The 21,045-nt window shown below is 31.4% G+C and carries 18 protein-coding genes; 7 read left to right on the top strand and 11 right to left on the bottom strand.

Features of this window, described 5'->3' with window-relative positions; genetic code table 11:
* The first annotated feature begins 83 nt into the window (after positions 1-83).
* From tig to clpX, 3 genes are all read left to right on the top strand, one after another.
* A complete protein-coding gene (gene tig, locus ABHQ57_RS04775) occupies positions 84-1,406 on the top strand; it encodes a trigger factor (protein ID WP_047788621.1) in 1,323 nt (440 codons plus the stop codon).
* 129 nt (positions 1,407-1,535) lie between these two features.
* Positions 1,536-2,195 carry an ATP-dependent Clp endopeptidase proteolytic subunit ClpP gene (clpP, locus tag ABHQ57_RS04780; RefSeq protein WP_047788620.1) on the top strand — a complete coding sequence of 220 codons (660 nt, stop codon included), beginning with the start codon at positions 1,536-1,538 and terminating at the stop codon, positions 2,193-2,195.
* 44 nt (positions 2,196-2,239) lie between these two features.
* The gene (clpX, locus tag ABHQ57_RS04785; protein WP_047788619.1) at positions 2,240-3,478 is read left to right on the top strand and encodes an ATP-dependent Clp protease ATP-binding subunit ClpX; all 1,239 of its coding nucleotides are present in this window, start codon (positions 2,240-2,242) and stop codon (positions 3,476-3,478) included.
* 73 nt (positions 3,479-3,551) lie between these two features.
* On the opposite strand, the gene ABHQ57_RS04790 is transcribed toward clpX, so the two are convergent.
* A complete protein-coding gene (locus tag ABHQ57_RS04790) occupies positions 3,552-4,469 on the bottom strand; it encodes a leucine-rich repeat domain-containing protein (RefSeq protein WP_389862534.1) in 918 nt (305 codons plus the stop codon).
* 137 nt (positions 4,470-4,606) lie between these two features.
* Here ABHQ57_RS04790 and dnaG point away from each other — a divergent pair, with 137 nt between their 5' ends.
* Positions 4,607-6,616 carry a DNA primase gene (gene dnaG / locus ABHQ57_RS04795; RefSeq protein WP_389862537.1) on the top strand — a complete coding sequence of 670 codons (2,010 nt, stop codon included), beginning with the start codon at positions 4,607-4,609 and terminating at the stop codon, positions 6,614-6,616.
* 47 nt (positions 6,617-6,663) lie between these two features.
* Here the strand turns inward: dnaG and nadE are convergent, their stop codons facing one another.
* Positions 6,664-7,452, bottom strand: coding sequence for an NAD(+) synthase (nadE, locus tag ABHQ57_RS04800; RefSeq protein ID WP_389862540.1), 789 nt, complete (start codon positions 7,450-7,452; stop codon positions 6,664-6,666).
* Positions 7,453-7,545: 93 nt separating this feature from the next.
* On the opposite strand from nadE, the gene gldB reads away from it, so the two are divergent.
* Positions 7,546-8,508 (top strand): gliding motility lipoprotein GldB, encoded by a 963-nt coding sequence (gene gldB, locus ABHQ57_RS04805; protein ID WP_173360536.1) that lies wholly within the window; start codon positions 7,546-7,548, stop codon positions 8,506-8,508.
* A complete protein-coding gene (gldC, locus tag ABHQ57_RS04810; RefSeq protein WP_389862544.1) occupies positions 8,508-8,846 on the top strand; it encodes a gliding motility protein GldC in 339 nt (112 codons plus the stop codon). The genes gldB and gldC overlap by 1 nt, the downstream gene beginning before the upstream one ends.
* A 28-nt stretch (positions 8,847-8,874) precedes the next feature.
* On the opposite strand, the gene folK is transcribed toward gldC, so the two are convergent.
* The 6 genes from folK to ABHQ57_RS04840 all read right to left on the bottom strand — a co-directional run bounded on the left by folK (position 8,875) and on the right by ABHQ57_RS04840 (position 17,617).
* On the bottom strand, positions 8,875-10,005 hold the full coding sequence (folK, locus tag ABHQ57_RS04815) for a 2-amino-4-hydroxy-6-hydroxymethyldihydropteridine diphosphokinase (protein WP_159614059.1): 1,131 nt from the start codon (positions 10,003-10,005) through the stop codon (positions 8,875-8,877).
* Positions 10,006-10,285: 280 nt separating this feature from the next.
* Positions 10,286-12,514, bottom strand: a complete 2,229-nt coding sequence (locus tag ABHQ57_RS04820) for a polyribonucleotide nucleotidyltransferase (RefSeq protein ID WP_159614057.1) — start codon at positions 12,512-12,514, stop codon at positions 10,286-10,288.
* 187 nt (positions 12,515-12,701) lie between these two features.
* Entirely contained in the window at positions 12,702-12,971 is a 270-nt protein-coding gene (gene rpsO / locus ABHQ57_RS04825) for a 30S ribosomal protein S15 (protein ID WP_047788611.1), read from the bottom strand.
* A 129-nt stretch (positions 12,972-13,100) separates the two neighbouring features.
* Complete coding sequence (accD, locus tag ABHQ57_RS04830) at positions 13,101-13,958, bottom strand: acetyl-CoA carboxylase, carboxyltransferase subunit beta (RefSeq protein WP_047788610.1); 858 nt, start codon at positions 13,956-13,958, stop codon at positions 13,101-13,103.
* Between the two features lie 51 nt (positions 13,959-14,009).
* Positions 14,010-15,068 (bottom strand): class II fructose-bisphosphate aldolase, encoded by a 1,059-nt coding sequence (gene fbaA / locus ABHQ57_RS04835; protein ID WP_047788609.1) that lies wholly within the window; start codon positions 15,066-15,068, stop codon positions 14,010-14,012.
* A 95-nt stretch (positions 15,069-15,163) separates the two neighbouring features.
* Positions 15,164-17,617, bottom strand: coding sequence for a BamA/TamA family outer membrane protein (locus ABHQ57_RS04840; RefSeq protein ID WP_389862550.1), 2,454 nt, complete (start codon positions 17,615-17,617; stop codon positions 15,164-15,166).
* 71 nt (positions 17,618-17,688) lie between these two features.
* Between ABHQ57_RS04840 and ABHQ57_RS04845 the strand changes: the two genes are divergently transcribed.
* On the top strand, positions 17,689-18,423 hold the full coding sequence (locus ABHQ57_RS04845; protein ID WP_073181858.1) for an RNA methyltransferase: 735 nt from the start codon (positions 17,689-17,691) through the stop codon (positions 18,421-18,423).
* On the opposite strand, the gene ABHQ57_RS04850 is transcribed toward ABHQ57_RS04845, so the two are convergent.
* From ABHQ57_RS04850 to ABHQ57_RS04860, 3 genes are all read right to left on the bottom strand, one after another.
* Positions 18,420-19,664, bottom strand: coding sequence for a radical SAM protein (locus tag ABHQ57_RS04850; protein WP_167713098.1), 1,245 nt, complete (start codon positions 19,662-19,664; stop codon positions 18,420-18,422). The genes ABHQ57_RS04845 and ABHQ57_RS04850 overlap by 4 nt on opposite strands.
* Before the next feature lie 76 nt (positions 19,665-19,740).
* A complete protein-coding gene (locus tag ABHQ57_RS04855) occupies positions 19,741-19,968 on the bottom strand; it encodes a hypothetical protein (RefSeq protein ID WP_159614053.1) in 228 nt (75 codons plus the stop codon).
* A gap of 410 nt (positions 19,969-20,378) precedes the next feature.
* Positions 20,379-20,993, bottom strand: coding sequence for a deoxynucleoside kinase (locus tag ABHQ57_RS04860; RefSeq protein WP_047788603.1), 615 nt, complete (start codon positions 20,991-20,993; stop codon positions 20,379-20,381).
* Positions 20,994-21,045: the final 52 nt, after the last annotated feature.

Raw genomic sequence — 21,045 nt, forward strand, 5'->3', positions numbered from 1 at the left:
ATATTCTTATAACTAAAAGTCTTGGTTATCAATAAATAAAGTAGTAATTTTGCACCCGATTTTTTAAGAAACAGATTTTTAAGATGAATATAACAAAAGAAAACGTAGATGCATTAAATGCAGTTGTAAAAGTTGATATTGTTGCAGAAGATTATCAAGATAAAGTAACAAAAGTATTAAACGATTACCGTAAAACAGCTAACATTCCTGGTTTTAGAAAAGGTCATGTACCAATGGGAATGGTAAAGAAGCAATACGGAAAATCAGTAATGATTGATGAGGTAAACAAGCTTTTACAAGAGTCGTTAAACAAATTCTTAGTTGAAGAGAAGTTAGATATCTTAGGTAACCCATTACCAAGAGTTCAAGAAGATTTCAATTGGGATGCTGATAAATTCTCTTTTGAATTCGAATTAGGATTAGCTCCTGAGTTCGACGTAAACTTACAACCAAAAAACAAAGTAACTCAATATAACATTGTTGCTACAGACGAGTTAATCGAGAAAGAAGTTGAAAACATCCAATCTCGTTACGGTAAAATGTCTGCTAAAGACGAAGTTGCTGAACAAACTAATGTAACTGGTACTTTTGTAAACGAAGAGAAAGAAATCAACAAAAAATCTACAATTTCTGTAAAAGATATTAAAGGAAAAACAAACTTAAAGAAGTTTGTAGGTGCTAAAGTTGGAGACGTTTTAGAATTAAAAACTAAAAACTTATTTGAAGACGAGCACAAGTTACAAGGGGCTTTAGGAGTATCTCACGAAGAGGTTCATGACTTAGATATTCCTGTAACATTTACTATTGAAGAAATTACTGAGATAGAACCAGCAGAATTAGATCAAGAGTTATTTGATAAGTTATTTGCTGATGGAAGTGTAAAAACTGTAACTGAATTAAAAGATAAAATTAAAGAAGACGCAGAAAAGCAATTCCAACAACAAGCAGATCAACAATTGTTAAACGCAATTACTGAGAACTTAGTTGATAATACTAAGTTTGATTTACCAGTTGAGTTCTTACAAAAGTGGTTACAAACTGCAGGAGAAAAAGAATTAACTGCTGAAGAAGCTGTTGAAGAATATAACAAGTCTGAAAAAGGATTACGTTACCAATTAATCGAAGGAAAGATTATGAAAGATAACGACATCAAATTAGACTATGCAGAGTTAGTAGACTATGCAAAAGGATTTATTAGAGCTCAAATGGCTCAATTTGGAAACATGAATCCAGAAGAAAAAGAGTTAGATGATATCGCAGGAAGAATCTTACAAAATCAAGACGAAGCTCAAAAATTACAATCTCAATTAATAAGCCAAAAATTATTAGCTTTTTATAAAGAAAACATGAGCTTTGATACAAAAGAAGTTTCTTACGAAGATTTCATTAAAGAAGTATACAAGTAATAGTTAATTACTAAAATTATAAATAAAAACCTGAATGTACATTCAGGTTTTTTTAGCCATTAACAGTAACAAAATACTAAAGAAATAGTTCTTATATTTACATCTTTATAACCCAAAAACATTTTAAAAATGGATTACGGAAAAGAGTTCGAAAAATACGCAACAAAACACCACGGAATAAATAGTAATTACTTAGGAAAAATAACAAGTAGCTTAACTCCATATATTATGGAAGAACGCCAAATGAACATTACTCAAATGGATGTTTTTTCTCGTTTAATGATGGATAGAATTATTTTTTTAGGTACTGGAATTAATGACCAAGTAGCCAATGTAATTCAAGCACAATTATTGTTTTTAGAAAGTGTAGATGCATCAAAAGATATTTCAATTTACATTAATTCACCAGGAGGTGGTGTATATGCTGGTTTGGGTATTTACGATACTATGCAATTTATTAAACCAGATGTAGCAACAATTTGTACAGGTATGGCTGCTTCAATGGGAGCTGTATTAATGTGTGCAGGAGAAAAAGGAAAGCGTTCAGCGTTACCACACTCTCGTATTATGATTCATCAGCCACTAGGTGGAGCACAAGGACAAGCATCGGATATTGAAATCACAGCTCGTGAAATTTTAAAATTAAAAGATGAGTTGTACGAAATCATAGCTAAGCACTCAGGTCAAACAGTAGAAAAAGTAAACAAAGATTCTGATAGAGATTATTGGATGAAGGCCGACGAAGCAAAAGCATACGGTATGGTAGACGAAATTTTAACTAGAAAATAATAAACAAGCTAATAGCACTGAGCTATTGGCAATAAGCTGATAAGATGTCGAAAGAAGAAAATTTACAATGTTCCTTTTGCGGGCGTAAAAAACCAGAAACCGATTTATTAATTGCTGGTTTAGATGCACATATATGTGATAAATGTATAGAGCAAGCTTATGGAATTGTAGAAGAGGAAATAGCTGAAGCTAAAACAAGCGATTTATCAAAAGATTTAACCTTGAAAAAGCCAAGAGAAATCAAAGCTTTTTTAGATGAATATATTATAGGGCAAGATCAAACTAAAAGAGCTATGTCTGTAGCTGTATACAATCATTATAAAAGATTGTTACAAACTAGAGATGATGAAGATGAGGTAGAGATAGAAAAATCGAACATTGTTTTAGTAGGAGAAACTGGAACAGGAAAAACCTTAGTGGCTCGTACAATTGCTAAAATGCTAAATGTACCATTTTCTATCGTAGATGCAACTGTATTAACACAAGCAGGTTATGTAGGAGAAGACGTAGAAAGTATTTTAAGTCGTTTGTTACAAGCAGCAGATTACGATGTTGAAAAAGCAGAAAGAGGTATAGTATTTATTGATGAGATAGATAAAATAGCTCGTAAAGGAGACAATCCATCAATTACACGAGATGTTTCTGGAGAAGGTGTGCAGCAAGCTTTATTAAAGTTATTAGAAGGAGCAGTTGTAAATGTGGCTCCTAAAGGAGGAAGAAAGCATCCAGAACAAAAGTTTATTGAAGTAAATACTAAAGATATTTTATTTATTGCAGGAGGAGCATTTTCTGGAATTGATAGATTTATTAGTAAGCGTTTAAATATGCAAGCAGTTGGTTATAGTGCTTCGGTAGAAGAAGATAAAATTGACCACGATAACTTATTGCAATACATTACACCTCTAGATTTAAAGTCTTTTGGTTTAATACCAGAAATCATTGGTCGTTTACCAGTATTGAGTTATATGAATCCGTTAGATGAAAAAACACTTAGAGCTATTTTAACAGAGCCTAAGAACTCAATAATCAAACAGTATACAAAACTGTTTGCAATGGATGATGTAACGTTTGAAATGACTGAAGATGCATTACAATTTATTGTTGATAAAGCAGTAGAGTATAAACTAGGAGCTCGAGGATTACGTTCGTTATGTGAAGCTATTTTAACCGATGCGATGTTCGATATGCCAAGTTCTGAAGAAAAAGAATTTAAGGTAACAAAAGAATATGCTGAATCTAAACTAACAAAATCGGCATTAAAAAAATTAAGAGCAGCATCTTAAAAATATTAACTGAAAGAAATAAAAAAAGCCATCAAATTTGATGGCTTTTTTAGTACGTTTGAAACTAAATATGTTATTCTGTTTTATGAAGCTTACTATATTGCTGTATCCATTTAGTAATCTCTTCGTCTTTAATATCATATTTGTACATAAGATCTTCTCTTATCTGCTTTAAATATGTTTCGTTTAATACACTTTTTTCATATTCAGAAACAACCAATTTTATAAAGCTTTCGGCATACTTTTGTACAGGTTTTTTTATTTCCTTAGGTTTGTTTTCAGTAGATTCTACTTTATTTTCTTCCTGTTCTACAACAATCTCTTCTTTTGCTACATTGTTATCAGAAACAGTACCATTACTGGTTGTATATGTAGTTTTTTCGTCTTTATACCATCCTTGAGGAATGTTAGCTAATTGCTTTTCACTAACAATTATAGTTTTAATTTTATTACCAGTAACATCCATACTTTCTAAGTTAGGGCAGTTTGAAACGTCTAACGTAGTAAGTTGATTGTAACTAGCGTATAAACTTTGAATGTTAGGGTTTTCACCAAGTATTAAAGATGTTAATTTGTTATAATCACAACTTATATAAGTTAAATTATGATTTTTGCTAACATCCAAACGTTCAATTTTATTTTCACTACAGTTTAAAAAACTAATAGAAGAGCTTTGTGATAAATCAATTTTAGTAATTTCATTGCCAAAACAATCTAAACGTCTTAAATTAGGAAAACTTTCTAAGCCTGTTAAGTCTTTAATTTTAGAATATACATTAGGTAAATCTTTATTAGTAACAGGATCATTAACATTTAAGTTGGTAACATACTCAGCGTCACTAATTGTAATACTACCGTTCAAACCATTCGAGTCAATTTTTAAGTTAATTAAACATTCTTCTAAGCCAATATCAGGAATACGAATTGTTTCTTGTGAATATATGTTAAATGCAAAAAAAGTTGCAAAACAAGCTGAAGTAATTATTTTCATTAATTTGTATTTGGGGAAATTTTTGTCAAAATTATGTAATTATATGTTTTTAGCAAATTAAATTTGCCTAGAGTTTTGTAACAATAAAATAACTTTTAAAACTAGTAGTATATTTGTTTGCTGTATTTCTGTAGTATATGATAACCCAACAAACCATTGATAAAGTTTTTGAGAACGCTCGAGTAGAAGAGGTGATAGGAGAATTCGTTCAGTTAAAAAAATCAGGAAGTAACTTTAAAGGGTTAAGTCCGTTTACAGACGAACGTACTCCTTCGTTTATGGTATCGCCTGTAAAACAAATATGGAAAGATTTTAGTACGGGAAAAGGAGGGAATGCAATTTCATTTTTAATGGAACACGAGCATTATACCTATCCAGAAGCAATAAGGTGGTTAGCTAAAAAATACAATATTGAAATTGAAGAAACCGAGCAGTCTGATGAACAAAAACAGCAGATGAATGAGCGAGAAAGTATGTTCCTGGTTTCAAAATTTGCCAAAGACTACTTTCATGATGTATTAATGAATACACAAAACGGAAGAGCAATTGGGCTGTCTTATTTCAAAGAGAGAGGGTTTAGAGAAGATACTATTGAAAAGTTTGATTTAGGGTATTGTAAAGACGAATGGGATAATTTTACCAAAGCAGCGCTGGACAAAGGGTATGATTTAAAATATCTAAAATCTACAGGTTTAACGATTGTAAAAGAAGGAGGAGCAGAAGATAGGAAGTTCGACCGATTCAAAGGGCGTGTGATGTTTCCTATTCACAGTATGTCTGGTCGTATTTTAGGTTTTGGAGGTAGAATACTTACTAACGATAAAAAGGCCGCAAAATACCTCAATTCTCCTGAGAGTGATATCTATCATAAAAGTAAAATTCTTTACGGTCTATACCAAGCTAAAAAAGAAATAGCGAAAGAAGATAACTGCTTTTTAGTAGAAGGATATACTGATGTAATTTCATTTCATCAATCAGGAATTGAAAATGTCGTAGCCTCTTCTGGTACAGCATTAACACCCGATCAAATTCGTTTGGTAAATCGATTAACACAGAATATAACTGTGCTTTTTGATGGTGATGCAGCTGGAATTAGAGCCTCAATTCGTGGAATAGATTTAATTCTTGAGCAAGGAATGAACGTTAGGGTAGTAGCTTTTCCAGAAGGTGAAGACCCTGATAGTTTTGCTAAAGCGCATTCGAATGCTGAATTAAAACAATATTTAGAAGAAAAATCACAAGACTTTATAGAGTTCAAAGTTTCTTTATTAATGAAAGAAGCAGCAAATGATCCTGTAAAAAAAGCAGGTTTAATTCGAGATATAGTTACAAGTATTTCTAAAATTCCTGATGGTATTCAACGGGAAGTGTATGTGCAAGAGTGTGCACGTATTATGGACATTTCCGAGAGAGTATTATTTAGTGAGTTAGCCCAGTTGTTAAAAAAAGGAGCAACAGCAACGAGAAAGAGTAGTGCAGGGCAAGACCCTAACCAACCACCTTCAGAATACTTTCAAGAGCAAGGACAAGCTTCAATGGAAGCAATAAAAGGAGGAAAAGGGAAGTTGCAACACAATATCAACCAATTAAATATTCTTGAAAAAGAGGTTATTAGAATATTGTTGTTATACGGAAATGAAGTTGTTGATTTTGTAAACTGGGTAGATACAGTTGATGAAAGAGGGCGTCCATTTTTAGAAAAAGAAGAATATCAAAATACGGTTTCAAACGAGTTGTACTTGAACTTACAAGAAGACGAAATAGAGTTTACCAACGAAATATTTCGATTAACCTACTATGAGTTAATTCATCAATTAAATCAAGATGAAAAAATTAAAGTAGATCATTTGGTAATGCACGAAAATCCACAAATATCTAGTTTAGTAACTAATATTTTGATGGATGAAGAAAAATATAATCTAAGTGATTGGGAACGCAAAGAGGTTTTTGTAACAGAAACCGTTAAAATTCTTCCAAAGTTGGTAACTGATGCTATTTTAAACTTGCGTAGAGTCTTAATTGAAGAAAAAATTAAAGAAATCCTACAAGAAAGCCAAGAGCAAAAAGCAGTGCCTAATCTAGAAGAAATAGGTAATTATACAGGGTTGAAAAAACGTCTTTTTGAAAAATTAAACCGTGTAATCTAAATATCACTTACTAAGAATAAAATTAATAGAAAAGTAAAATTATTTTATTATTTAAATTCTTTAGGAATTTCACAAATAGGAATAGGTATCATTTTATGCTGATTAATTCGGTTAAGACGCGTGTATATTTTATATACCTCTAGTTCTCTACCAGAAAAGTCATCCACAGTTTTACCAGCATCTTGCATTTCCATTGCCCATTCTAACTCGTCGTATGAAGCTCCTATTTGGTCTTCGTCTGTTCTACTATCACCAAATAAACCATCAGTAGGTTGTGCTTTTTGAATAGAAGAAGGAACATCTAAATATGCGGCCAATTCATATACTTCTGATTTTACTAAGTCAGCAATAGGACTTAAATCTACACCGCCATCACCGTATTTGGTATAAAACCCAACACCAAAATCCTCCACTTTGTTTCCAGTTCCTGCAACTAATAAACCGTGCAACCCAGCAAAATAGTATAAGGTTGTCATACGTAAACGAGCACGAGTGTTTGCTAAAACTAAATCAACTTTAGGAGAAGGCTCTATTGGAGGAACCATCGTTTTAAAATCTTCAAAAGTAGAGGTTAAGTTTACCTCTGCTTCACTCACATTGCTAAAACGTTCTTTTAATTGTTTTATGTGTTCATTAGCTCTGTTTACCTGACTTTTAGCTTGATGAATAGGTAACTCTACACACAACGTAGGTAAACCAGTTTTAGCACACAAAGTTGAAGTAACTGCACTATCAATACCGCCAGAAATTCCTACAACAAAACCATTCACTTTTGCATTAGTAGCGTAATCTTTTAACCAATTTATAATGTGTTCAGCAACCTTAGGAGTATTCATTTTTGTGATATTTTAAGAGTTTACAGTTAAGAGGTAAAAACTAATTTTAGTAATTTCGACGTTGTAATTTAGAATGTAAATATACTAAAGTTCATGAGAAAAATTTTAGCACTAGTTGCCTTAGTTTTTATAAGTTTTTCATGTAAAAACGAAGAAAGTAATAAGTTAGATGTTGATGTATCTAATATTAGTGTAAATGTCAATTTAGAACGTTTTGATGTTGACTTTTATACAACTAAAACAAACGAGCTTACTAAGACAAAAGAAAAGTACCCGATGCTTTTCCCTCCACAACCTGATAGTGTTTGGATAAATAAGATTAATAATAAAGATGAGCAAGAATTATTTGCTGAAACTCAAAAGGTTTTTTCTGATGTCGAAGAAGAAAAGGAGCAGTTAATATCATTATTTAAACATGTAAAATATTATAATCCAAGGTTTGTTAGTCCGAAAGTGATTACCATGCTAACAAATATTGATTATAATAACAGAATTGTATATACAGATAGTTTGTTGTTGGTTTCTTTAGATGCTTATTTAGGTGAAAAACATGAGTTTTATAATGATTATCCAGCTTATGTAAAACAAAATAATACTAAAAAGCACATCGTAGTTGACGTTGCCAAGGCTATAGTAGGTAAACAAATGCTACCTAGTATGGCAAGGAGTTTCATAGATAAAATGATTTATCGAGGAAAAAAAATGTATTTGCTAGATGCTTATTTACCTAACGTAGCCGATGCTGTAAAAATAGGGTATTCACAAAAAAAACTAGAGTGGGCAGAGAGTAATGAAGAACAAATATGGATGTATTTTATAGAAAAAGATTTGTTGTACAGTACTAGTAAAGATGTAGATAAACGCTTTTTAGATTTAGCTCCTTTTTCTAAGTTTTATATGGAAGAAGATAGTCAATCTCCAGGAAGAATAGGAGAGTGGATTGGTTGGCAAATCGTACGTTCGTACATGCAAAAGAATGATGTATCTTTGCATCAATTATTACAAACGAGTGAAGAGGAGATTTTCAAAAACTCAAGATATAAACCAAAAAGATAATGGCGATAGAACATACATCAAAAATAACATTTAAAGTAGGGTTAGACGAAAATAGAATTCCAGAAGAAATTATTTGGAATGCAGAAGACGGAGGTATAAAAGATGAAGCTTCAAAAGCAATTATGCTATCTGTTTGGGATCATAAACAAAAAGATACGTTACGTATGGATTTATGGACTAAAGATATGCCTGTAGATGAAATGAAGCAGTTTTTTCATCAAACCTTAGTGTCTATGGCAAACTCTTTTGAAAGAGCTACAAATGATGAAAAAATGAGTGCTACCATGCGCGATTTTTGCGACTACTTTGCTGAAAAGCTTGAGTTAATTCAGAAATAAAAAAAGCAGCTTTTAAAGCTGCTTTTTTTTATGCGTTGTAATTTTTTATCTTATTAATAATTGTTTCATAATCATTAGAATTGTTTACAAAATCTAAATCAGAAACATCAACAATTAGGATGTTTAAATCAGGTTGTGTTTTAATGAAATTACTGTAACCATCATGGATTTTTTGTAAATAACTTGCTTCTATATTTTGTTCGTAATCGCGCCCGCGTTTTTTAATGTTTTCTAACAAACGCTCTGTATTTTGATATAAATACACATATAAATCAGGCTTTGTGATTTCTTTGTACATTAAATCAAACATTTTTCTGTACAATTTATACTCATCACTATGTAAAGTAATTTGAGCAAAAATAAGTGATTTAAAAATGTAGTAATCTGAAACAATAAAATTTTTAAATAAATCGAACTGTGCTAAATCATCAGAAAGCTGTTGGTAACGATCTGCTAAAAAACTCATTTCTAAAGGAAAAGCATAGCGTTCATTGTCGTTATAAAACTTTGGTAAAAACGGATTGTCCGCAAAACGTTCTAAGACAATTTTAGCATTGAATTCATCAGACATCATATTGGCTAATGATGTTTTTCCGGCACCAATATTACCTTCAATAGCTATATAATTATACTTTTCGGTAATAGGAATTGGCCTTTCTAATTTTACATCTAACTTGATAATTTCAGAAGTGTCTGCGCAGTTTTCTAAACAAATGTATAAATGCTTTTTTTCAATTGGATGAATAACATTACGAGCAATTTGAACCAAAGGAACTAAAGCAAATTTACGATCTAACATTCTTGGATGTGGCACGATTAAGGTTTTAGAGAAGATAATCTCATCATCAAATAATAAAATATCTAAATCTATTAACCTATCAGAATATCCTTCGGTATTTTTTCGAGTTCTTCCAAGCTCTTTTTCTATAGAAAGTAATCTAAGTATTAACTGTTCTGGAGGTAAATACGTTGAAACTTTAATACAAGTATTGTAAAAATTATTACTGTCAAATCCCCATGAAGCCGTTTCGTATACAGATGCTACTTTTAATACAGCACCTACTTTATCTGCAATTAAGTTAATTGCTTTCTGAATGTTAGCCAGCTTATCTCCTTGGTTGGTTCCTATAGAAATGTATGTAATTCGTTGTATTTTCATGAATGGGATGCAAAGAAAACTAAAACTAAAAAAAGAAAGGCTAAAAAAAGATTTTTTATTTAAATAAATTTTTCAAAAAAAAGGTAGGGTATTTTATTAGTCACTTGTTATAGTAGTGGATTTCTTTATAGAGTAAGATTTTTATATGATTATTGGGGAATGATCTGAAACAACTCTAAAGTTAAAGGCTGCTAATTTTAGCAGCCTTTCTTTATTTAAAGAAGTATATAAAAACAAAAAAGCAACCTTATAAGGTTGCTTTTTTATATCTAAAGAATTTTTATGATTCTTTTTTATCTTGTCTAGGTTTTCTATCGTCACGACGATTATCGCGATTACGATTATCTCTTCCTTTGTTGTTATCTCTAGGAGGTCTTGCTACATAACCTTCTGGTTTAGGTAATAAGGCTTTACGAGATACTTTTTCTTTACGTGTTTTTGGGTCAATTCCGAAGTATTTTACATCTAAAATATCTCCTAAATTAACAACGTCAGTTACGTTGTTTGTGCGTTCCCAAGCTAATTCGCTAACGTGTAATAAAACTTCATTTCCTGGAGCTTCAGTATATTCTACAACAGCACCAAAATCTAATAACTTTACTACTTTTACTTCATATACAGAACCTTTTTCAGGTTTAAACATCATTGAATCGATGCGAGCGATAACCTTATCAATTCCTTCTTGATTTGTTCCTAAAATCTCAACGATACCTTCTTCAGTAACAGGGTCTTCGTTAATAACAATCGTAGTTTCTGTTTCTTTTTGTAACTCTTGGATATGTTTTCCACCCGGACCAATAAATGCTCCAATTAAGTCGTTAGGAATTACTCTATTTACCATTTTAGGTGCATGAGATTTAACATCATCATTTGGAGTAGCGATAGTATCCGTTAATTTTTCTAAGATATGTAAACGACCATCACGAGCTTGTTTTAAAGCTTTTACTAAGATTTCATATGACAATCCTTTAATCTTAATATCCATTTGACAAGCTGTAATACCATCAGCAGTACCAGTTACCTTAAAGTCCATGTCTCCTAAGTGATCTTCATCTCCTAAAATATCAGATAAAACTGCATAACGATCACCATCAGAAATTAACCCCATTGCAATACCAGAAACTGGTTTTTTCATTTGAACCCCTGCGTCCATCAGTGCCATTGTACCCGAACAAACAGTAGCCATTGAAGAAGAACCATTAGATTCTAATACTTCAGATACTATACGAACTGTATAAGGACAATCTTCAGGAATCATTCCTTTTAAAGCTCTTTGAGCTAGGTTACCATGACCAATTTCACGGCGAGAAGTTCCTCTTAAAGGGCGTGCTTCTCCAGTTGAAAAAGGAGGGAAGTTATAGTGTAAGTAGAATTTCTCTTCTCCTTGCATTGTTGGAGAATCTACCATGTTTGCATCTCTAGAAGTACCTAAAGTTACTGTAGCTAATGCTTGAGTTTCTCCACGTGTAAAGATTGATGAACCATGAGTTCTTGGTAAGTAATCTACCTCACACCAAATAGGTCTAATATCAGTAGTGGTACGTCCGTCTAAACGTAAACCTTCATTTAAAGTTAAATCTCTAACAGCTGCTTTGTGTGCTTTACTAAAATATTTTTCTACTAAATCACCGTATTCTTCTAATTCTTCTTCGGTGAACATTGCAATAACCTCTTCTTTAACTTCAGAAAAAGCTAATCCTCTTTCTTGTTTAGAAGTTCCTTTTTTAGCAATGTCATAACATTTTTGGTAAGCTGCATCATGAATTTTTTGTGCTAACTCTTCGTCTTCAGCTTCTCCTTCATACTCACGAGTTTCTTTTTTACCAAAAGCTTCTGCCAATGCTACCTGAGCATCACATTGTACTTTAATAGCCTCGTGTGCCACACGGATTGCTTCTGCCATTTCTTCTTCAGAAACTTCATCCATTTCTCCTTCAACCATTGCAACAAAGTCATTAGAAGCTCCAACCATTAAGTCGATATCCGCTTCAGCTAATTGAGTAGCACTAGGGTTGATAATGAATTCACCATTAATACGCGCAACACGTACTTCTGAAATCGGTGCTTCAAATGGGATGTCTGATAATTGAATTGCAGCAGAGGCGGCTAAACCAGCTAAGGCATCTGGCATTACCTCTTCGTCATGAGACATTAATTGAATCATTACCTGAGTTTCTGCGTGGTAATCTTTTGGGAATAGTGGACGCAATACACGGTCTACTAAACGCATTGTTAAAATTTCTTCGTTTGAAGGGCGTGCTTCACGCTTCATAAATCCACCAGGGTAACGACCTGCAGCTGCAAATTTTTCACGGTAATCTACCGTTAATGGTAAAAAGTCAATACCTGGATTTGCAGTTCTTGCTGATACAACTGTTGCTAATAACATTGTATCTCCCATTCTTACAACAACAGAACCATCTGCTTGTTTTGCTAATTTTCCTGTTTCTAATGTGATGGTTCTTCCATCTCCAAGTTCTATTACTTGGTTAAATACTTTTGGAATCATAAATTAATTCTTCTAAATTTTAATTCGTTTTTGTTTGTTGTTGTGTTGTTGTTGCTCCAATGGAAAATCAAAATTGTTGTTAGTAATTTTGAGCTTTTTATATATAAATTTCTGCTTGTTAGTCAGAAATAAACTTCATGTAAAAATAAAAAAGAGGCACGTTTATAGAGCCTCTTTTCTTGTAGAATTATTTTCTAATTCCTAATTCTTTAATAATCGCACGATATCTATTAATCTCTTTTTTCTTTAGATAATCTAATAAGCTTCTACGCTTACCTACCATACGTACTAACGAGCGTTCTGTGTTAAAATCTTTACGATTTTTCTTTAAATGCTCAGTTAAGTGGTTAATTCTGTGCGTAAATAACGCGATCTGACCTTCTGCAGTACCAGTATCATTTGCTCCTTTACCGTGTTTTGCGAAGATTTGTTCTTTAACTTCTTTTGTTAAATACATGCCAATATTATTTAAATGATTATTATGTACTCAATGCATTTACATTGAAGATGCAAATGTACGATTATTTTTTTGAATGGTAACGAAAAAGTTAGAAAGCAAAAAAGCTAGCAATCGCTAGCTTTTTTGTTATGCTCTTACAGGTTGATTTTGTATTAAATCTAAATACAAGTTTACCTGTTTTTTTAAGTCTTTTCGTTCGTAAATACCATCTAAGAAACCGTGTTCTAATAAAAATTCTGAACGTTGGAAGCCTTCTGGTAAATCTTTACCAGTAGTATCTTTTACTACACGAGGTCCTGCAAATCCAATTAAAGCATTTGGTTCAGCAATGTTTATATCTCCTAACATGGCAAATGAAGCTGTAGTTCCTCCAGTAGTTGGATCGGTACATAAAGATATATATGGAATTTTAGCCTCTGCTAATTGCGCTAGCTTTGCAGAAGTTTTAGCTAATTGCATTAAAGAAAGTAAAGCCTCTTGCATACGAGCTCCTCCTGATTTAGAAATCATTAAGAAAGGAATATTGTTTTTGATAGAATAATCAATAGCTCTTGCTATTTTTTCACCAACAACACTTCCCATAGATCCACCAATAAAAGCAAAATCCATTGAAGCAATTACTAAATCTTTTCCCATTGATTTACCAACAGCAGCACGAGCAGCATCTTTTAATCCTGTTTTCTTCTGAGCAGCTTTTAGTTTTTCAGGGTACTTTTTAGTATCCTCAAATTTTAATGGGTCTTTAGCAGATAATTTTGGATCAAGTTCTGTGAACTTATTATCGTCAAAAAATATTTCAAAATATTCTTTACTCCCTATACGCACATGATATCCATCTTCTGGACTTACGTATAAATTTTTTTTAAGTTCGTCTGTGTCAATTATCTTTCCGCTTGGGGTTTTATACCACAAGCCTTTTGGTGTGTCTTTTTTTTCTTCTGTTGGGGTTTGAATCCCTTTGTCTGTACGTTTAAACCAAGCCATAATTTAGTTTTTTAATCTTTAGTTGTTTGGTTTTTCTTTTTTCAAAGAATTTTATAATGTGTTTACATTATTTAGGTCTTCAAAAGCTTTCTTTAATCTAGCTTTAAAAGTTTGTTCTCCTTCACGTAACCATTTACGAGGGTCATAATGTTTTTTGTTAGGAATATCATCTCCTTCAGGGTTACCGATTTGAGATTGCAAATATGCAGATTTTTCTTTCATATAATCACGAACACCTTCGGTAAATGCATATTGCAAATCAGTATCGATATTCATTTTTATAACTCCGTAACTAATTGCTTCACGAATTTCTTCTAAAGTAGAACCAGATCCTCCGTGGAAAACAAAGTCGATTGTGTTATGAGGAACGTTATATTTTTCTGAAATGTGTTCTTGTGAGTTCTTTAAAATTTTTGGAGTTAATTTTACGTTTCCTGGTTTATATACTCCGTGAACATTTCCGAAGGCAGCAGCAATAGTAAATTGCGGACTAACTTTCATTAATTCTTCATAAGCATAGGCTACTTCTTCTGGTTGTGTGTATAATTTAGAGCTATCAACATCTGTATTATCAACACCGTCTTCTTCACCTCCAGTAATTCCTAATTCAATTTCTAAAGTCATTCCCATTTTACTCATACGAGCAAGGTATTCTTTACAAATTTCAATATTTTCTTCTATTGGTTCTTCACTTAAGTCAATCATGTGAGAACTGTATAGAGGTTTTCCTGTTTCTTTATAAAATTGCTCACTAGCATCTAATAAACCATCAATCCAAGGTAATAATTTTTTTGCAGCATGGTCGGTGTGTAAAATAACAGGAATACCATATGCTTCAGCTAATAAGTGTATATGCTTAGCGCCAGCTACTGCACCAGCAATAGCAGCTTTTTCATTATCGTTTGATAAGCCTTTACCTGCATTGAATTGAGCACCTCCATTAGAGAACTGGATTATTACAGGCGAGTTAAGTTCTTTAGCTGTTTCTAAAACCGTATTAATTGTGTTTGATCCTACAACATTAACAGCTGGTAAAGCAAAACCTTTTTGTTTTGCTAATTTAAAAATTGCTTGAACTTCTTTTCCGGTGGCAACTCCAGGTTTAATCATTTTTTATTTTGTTTAGTAGTGTGTTACTTAGTTTAAGGAACAAATCTACACTTTTTTATACAAGTTGCGATAAATTTTTATTAGAAAGTACTTTGTTAAAAGGGGTAATTAATACCTATATTTAGCACAGAGTTAGAGAAATTGAAGTTTTGGAACCACTTATTATTAGTTAAATATGGTTCATGAGCTTTGAATCCTAAATCCAATCTTGCAATTAAAAATTTAAAGTCGTAACGAAGCCCGAAACCAGCACCAACAGCCATATCTTTTAATGATTTAAAACCATTAAATTTAGCTGGATCATCAACAAATTCTGTGTTGGTTATATCCCAAATGTTTCCTGCATCAATAAATAAAGCAGACTTTAAAGAACCAAAAACGTTAAAACGGTATTCAAAGCTAGTTAAAAATTTTAAGCTACCAATGTTGTATTCAAGAAGAGGTGCTCTAGTACCAGGGCCCAAATCGTAGGTTCTCCATGCACGTATGTCGTTAGAACCTCCTGCAAAATAACTACGAGAAAAAGGAACGCCAGAATTATCATAAGTAAAAATAGCTCCAAGAAAAGTTCTGTGCGCTAAAACATTGTTATCACCTAAATCCCAATATTTTTTATACTCAATATCTGTTTTAAAATATTGAGCAATAGGAATTTTAAAAACAGTTTTTTGTCCAGAACTATTGGTCTTATTTGATAAAAGTCCCATAATATTTCCTGAGTTAGCAACTCTAAACTTAAAAAAAGAAAAGCTAGCATCTTTAATACTTTCTTGATTATTACAGGTATAACTATAGGCTATTTCTGGAATTAAAAAGTCGGATGTTACAATATTATATCTGTTAGCAAGGTTTAAGACGTTTTGAAACTCAATTGGGTTTGATGCTGCAAAATTAGCATCGGTAAGAACGCCTGAAATGAAATTAATTATTTCACCGGAGTTACTAGGGGTATTGTCTGGAAACGTATATGAAGGATCATAAATTTCAGCGACTTCAGATAATTTTCGATATTCAGAATTATATATAGAAAAATAATTATCAACATTTAGATTTCTAATATATTGAGTATTTAATAGTTCTAATTGAATGGATTTTCTTTTGTTATAGTCCCATTTGTAATCTATACCAATAGATATATTTTGTTTATCCAACCCTATGTTTTTTTGAATTCCTATTCCTGAGTAAAACTTAGTTCTAGGAAACATTCTTTTTGGAACCAATTTATGCAATCCGAAAGGAGCCATAAATCGAGGAACTTCTAGTGAAATATCCGAACCAATTTCCCAACCGGGTCCATTATTGGAGTTAAAATAAGAACCAAAAGTAGAGAGTTTAAAAAGCTCAGCACCTTTAAATGTATTTCTATTAGTTAATGAAAACTTTAAAGAAACATCAAAGTTACGAATGTTGGAACGTGATAATTCTGTTTCAAAACCTAAAGTGTATTTTTCTATAGGGGTTAAATATACATTGGCTTCCAGTTCGTTTTCGCTTAATTCATTATATCGAATAGAGGTTGCTTTGAAGTTTTTTAATCCTCTTAAATGTGTGCGTGTTAAATTTCTTAGTGAGTCACTATAAACGGTATTTGGTTTTATGAATAAAGATTGAGATAAGTACTTAGGATTGTATTTTAGTTTTCGAAGTGCGTAAAAATTAATTCCATTATAACTTACACTGTCTTTATGCTTAGAGTTTCTAGTGCTATAATTATAGTCGGTATAAACGTTTACTTTTCTTAATTTCTGAATTTGAAAAGGAATAGTTTTATCAGAAATATTGATATCTACATCGGTTTTTTCATAATTTTTTAAAGTGTCATTTTCAAAGGAGATATAATTTTCATTAAATTGATATATTCCTTTATTCCTAAAAAGTTTTACAAGTCGATTCGCTTCCTTTATAAAGTTGTCATTCTTATAATGATCTCCAGGTTTTAGGTAGCTTTTCTTTTTTGTAAGTTGATATAAAGAATCAAGAACTGGAGATGTAATAAAAGTTTTAATACTATCTAAATAAGAAGGATTCCCTTTGGTAATATGGTAGCTAATTTCTCCTTTTTTCTTACCAATAGTATCTTTTTTAGAGAAAACTTTAGCTCTAAAATATCCTTCAGTTTGAAAGTAAGCTTTCAAGTTATCTACAGTTTTATCTGTTTTTTTATCGTCAATAATAATTGGGGGTTCCCCACTAGTTAAAAACCAATTATTAAAACCAATAAGTGTTTTAGCTACAGCTATACTTTGCTTTTCTGAAAATACATCTTTGTAAAAATTATAGGTTTTTGGATTTTTTTTAGCCCATTCACTAGGTGTTTTTGGAGCTTCGGGATTTCCTAAATTATAAAAATGTAATGATAATGGTATACCCAAAGCCTTAGCGTTAGGGCGTTGTAATAATAATTCAGCAATATTATCACTAGAGTTTTTTACACTATCAATATATACTGTGTTTTTAGCTAGTAATAACTCATTTTTTTTAACATATTTAATTGTGCTACATGAGCTGAATAAGCCTACTAATAAAAAGAAGAAAGAAAGTTTTTTCATTAACTTTACGCCTCGTATTAAGAATCAAAAATACTATTTTTTAGTGGTTTTAGAGTGTTAAAAATAATTTAATGAATTTATCTAAAAACAACATAAAGTTAATAACTAGTTTACAGCAAAAAAAGTATAGACAAAAGCATCAATTATTTGTAGCAGAAGGTGTAAAGGTGGTTAATGAATTACTAGCGTCTTCTTTGGTAGTAGAACAATTATATACTACAGAAGAGTCTTTTATTTCTTCAAAAAATGTAGAGGTTATTTTGATTTCTGAAAATGAGTTAAAAAAGATTAGTACTTTAAAAACACCAAACAAAGTTTTAGGAATTTTTAAAATTCCAAACAAAAAAGAGGTTAATAAGGGCAATTTTATAGTTGCTTTAGATGGTATTAATGACCCAGGAAATCTAGGAACAATTATTCGTTTGTGTGATTGGTTTGGGATTTCTGAGTTGGTATGTTCTAAAAATACGGTTGATTGTTATAATCAAAAAGTGGTACAGTCTACCATGGGATCGTTAACTAGAGTTCAGGTTTCATATGTTGATTTGCCTAAGTTTTTAAAGAGTACTCCATTGCCTGTCTATACAGCAGATATGCATGGTGATAATGTTTATACTACTCCATTACCTCAAAAAGCAGTTTTAGTAATGGGAAATGAGGCAAATGGAATTTCTCTTGAAGTTGCTGATATTGTAAAAAACACTGTAACCATCCCAAGGTTTGGCGATTTACAAAAAACGGAGAGTTTAAATGTTGCCACTGCTACAGCTATATTATTAAGTGAGTTTAAAAGAAACTTGATTTAATATGATTGATTAGCTAATGCTTTATTTTTCTTAGAGAAAGCTTCCAATTCTTTTTTGTAAGGAGTGTAAGTGCTTTGAGCAAAAGTTGAAAGATAATTTGTAATTTCTATAGGTTTTATTGGTTGGATGTTCTCTTTTTTATGTAGCTCTGGATAACATGATATAAAGAACTTTTGTATGTGAGCAATAAGCTTAATTAAATCATTACAGTAAACAGAAGGGTTATTGAAACCATTTTTTTTGCTATAACGATGAACCAATCTACCTCCTTTACAAATTTCATTTAATGGACATTCTAAGCATTGTGTACAAAGCTTTGTGTTAAAATCATTAAAATATAATTTACCTAAAGAGGTATGTTGTATGTCTTGAAAATTGTTCTTTTTAATATTAAGACCTGTTTTAGTAAAACCGTGACCGCAAGCTTTAAGAGAATCAATAGCCTCGATTTCTCCATTCGTTTCGATAACCAAAACGGTTGATTCGTTTTTTGCTTTTTCATTAATTCTCATTAGAGAGTTTAACAAGCCTAAAAATAATGGGATTTTAAATTGATTCGTATCTTTAATCCAGATATCAAATAAATTAATTAACCAATCGGCCATTAAGGTTTTGTCTTTATCGAAGGGAAAATTGTCATGTGTGTAATCAGGAATTAAAAAGTTTACATAGCTAACATTCATTTTTTTAAAACTATCGTAAATTTCTTTTGGGCTTTCTTCAATATTAATAACACAAGCTATGTCAGCAAAATTCATTTCATTTTTTAATAACTTGACACTTTCAAAAACTGTGTCGTAGCTGCCATTTCCTTTATGGTCTACTCTATACATATCGTGTGCCTTTTTAGTTCCGTCAACGCTTACACTAGGGTAAATGTTCAAGCTTTTGAATAGCTGTATCCAACTTTTATCTAAAAGAACACCGTTTGTTTGCAAGTCAAAAGAAAAAGATACATCGGTTAGTTCTTGTTGTACTTTGTGCACTTTATTTATAAAATTAATATAAAAATCTTTAGAAGCGAGTAGAGGTTCGCCTCCATGGAAAATAAAGGAAAATTCTTTTTTATTATACTTTTTTATATAATTTTTAGTCTTTTCAATAATATTATCAACAACTTCTGAAGACATGAATTTAGGTTGGTTTTTATAGGTAGTGTCTCCAAGATTATACATAAAACAGTATGAACAATTAAGATTACATCTACTAGCAATTTTTATAGCTAAAGAATTAAAATTCATAATTAGAAAAGGTGTTGGTTAAAACAAGGAAACTATACAGTGTATAATTTCCTTGAGAAGATTTTAAAATTCTGTGTTATAATCTGAAGTGCTCTTTTTCAGCTTCAACTTCTATTAATTTCACACATTTTTGTAGCTTGTTACTCCAAACTAATCCGTCAGGACATACTCTTCCTCCTCCACTAGTAGGGTAATAAATTTCTTCTTCCACATAAATAGCTCCTCCTTTAACAAGATCTAGATTGTCAGCTTGTAAGTTTGTGAACTTTTCTAATCCCTTTGGTAAAAAAAATGTTTTCTTCATAATTATTAATTTTAAGTTAATTGCTTACTCTATTTCTTTTTAAGTTTAAAAGATTACATTTTCAGCTACCTGTAAATCATTAAACTAATAGAAGTTAATAGGCTTGTTTTTAAACAAGTTTCTTAAATGAATTGCAGCAAATATTAATGATTTGAGATGAAAAAGTAAGGTGACTAGGTGACTATTTATAAAAAATGGATGCATAATTTAAAAATTATAACACCCTTTTAGAGGGGTAATTAACTTGTTTTTGAAGAGAAGAGATTTGAGAGTAAGATTTCTGTTTGAAGGTGGATTTTATTTTTTAGGATAGCGAATACGCTATAAAGATATAGATTGATAAAAGAAAACCTCTTTGTTTTTACTAAAAAACAAAGAGGTTGTTATTGTAGGCTTAAATTCTTTAAAACTTAAAATAATCCATTTATTTGAGCATCTATTCTATCGATAATAAAACCTAAGTCTTCTTGGTTATCAACAAAATCTAAATTATCAACATCTATAATTAATAATTTACCTTTATTGTATTGACTAATCCAAGCTTCATAGCGTTCATTTAACCTACTTAAATAATCAATACTAATAGAGTTTTCATATTCTCTACCACGTTTATGAATTTGACCTACGAGTGTAGAAATATCTGCACGTAAATAAATTAATAAATCAGGAGGGGTTACTAAGTTTTCCATTAATTCAAATAATGAAGAATAGTTACTATAATCTCTATTGGTCATAAGCCCCATTGCATGTAGGTTTGGAGCAAAAATATGAGCATCTTCATAAATAGTTCTATCTTGAATTATTTTTTTACCAGATTTACGAAGTTCTAAAACTTGACGAAAACGGCTATTTAAAAAGTATACTTGCAAATTAAAAGACCAACGCTCCATTTCTCCATAAAAATCATCTAAGTATGGATTTTCATCAACCGATTCAAAATGAGCTTCCCAATCGTAGTGTTTTGCTAATAATTTAGTTAAAGTGGTTTTTCCCGCGCCTATGTTTCCGGCAATTGCTACGTGCATAATTGTTTGTGTAAAAATGTTTTTAATATTGCTGGCACAGCCAGATTAGGGG

Source organism: Tenacibaculum sp. ZH5_bin.1 (assembly GCF_042865525.1).
Classification (GTDB): domain Bacteria; phylum Bacteroidota; class Bacteroidia; order Flavobacteriales; family Flavobacteriaceae; genus Polaribacter; species Polaribacter mesophilus.

What these genes read in the sequence shown, in the direction of transcription:
- tig (WP_047788621.1), top strand. Translation starts at nt 84, where the DNA reads ATGAATATAACAAAAGAAAACGTAGATGCATTAAATGCAGTTGTAAAA.
- clpP (WP_047788620.1), top strand. Translation starts at nt 1,536, where the DNA reads ATGGATTACGGAAAAGAGTTCGAAAAATACGCAACAAAACACCACGGA.
- clpX (WP_047788619.1), top strand. Translation starts at nt 2,240, where the DNA reads ATGTCGAAAGAAGAAAATTTACAATGTTCCTTTTGCGGGCGTAAAAAA.
- ABHQ57_RS04790 (WP_389862534.1), bottom strand. Translation starts at nt 4,469, where the DNA reads ATGAAAATAATTACTTCAGCTTGTTTTGCAACTTTTTTTGCATTTAAC.
- dnaG (WP_389862537.1), top strand. Translation starts at nt 4,607, where the DNA reads ATGATAACCCAACAAACCATTGATAAAGTTTTTGAGAACGCTCGAGTA.
- nadE (WP_389862540.1), bottom strand. Translation starts at nt 7,452, where the DNA reads ATGAATACTCCTAAGGTTGCTGAACACATTATAAATTGGTTAAAAGAT.
- gldB (WP_173360536.1), top strand. Translation starts at nt 7,546, where the DNA reads ATGAGAAAAATTTTAGCACTAGTTGCCTTAGTTTTTATAAGTTTTTCA.
- gldC (WP_389862544.1), top strand. Translation starts at nt 8,508, where the DNA reads ATGGCGATAGAACATACATCAAAAATAACATTTAAAGTAGGGTTAGAC.
- folK (WP_159614059.1), bottom strand. Translation starts at nt 10,005, where the DNA reads ATGAAAATACAACGAATTACATACATTTCTATAGGAACCAACCAAGGA.
- ABHQ57_RS04820 (WP_159614057.1), bottom strand. Translation starts at nt 12,514, where the DNA reads ATGATTCCAAAAGTATTTAACCAAGTAATAGAACTTGGAGATGGAAGA.
- rpsO (WP_047788611.1), bottom strand. Translation starts at nt 12,971, where the DNA reads ATGTATTTAACAAAAGAAGTTAAAGAACAAATCTTCGCAAAACACGGT.
- accD (WP_047788610.1), bottom strand. Translation starts at nt 13,958, where the DNA reads ATGGCTTGGTTTAAACGTACAGACAAAGGGATTCAAACCCCAACAGAA.
- fbaA (WP_047788609.1), bottom strand. Translation starts at nt 15,068, where the DNA reads ATGATTAAACCTGGAGTTGCCACCGGAAAAGAAGTTCAAGCAATTTTT.
- ABHQ57_RS04840 (WP_389862550.1), bottom strand. Translation starts at nt 17,617, where the DNA reads ATGAAAAAACTTTCTTTCTTCTTTTTATTAGTAGGCTTATTCAGCTCA.
- ABHQ57_RS04845 (WP_073181858.1), top strand. Translation starts at nt 17,689, where the DNA reads ATGAATTTATCTAAAAACAACATAAAGTTAATAACTAGTTTACAGCAA.
- ABHQ57_RS04850 (WP_167713098.1), bottom strand. Translation starts at nt 19,664, where the DNA reads ATGAATTTTAATTCTTTAGCTATAAAAATTGCTAGTAGATGTAATCTT.
- ABHQ57_RS04855 (WP_159614053.1), bottom strand. Translation starts at nt 19,968, where the DNA reads ATGAAGAAAACATTTTTTTTACCAAAGGGATTAGAAAAGTTCACAAAC.
- ABHQ57_RS04860 (WP_047788603.1), bottom strand. Translation starts at nt 20,993, where the DNA reads ATGCACGTAGCAATTGCCGGAAACATAGGCGCGGGAAAAACCACTTTA.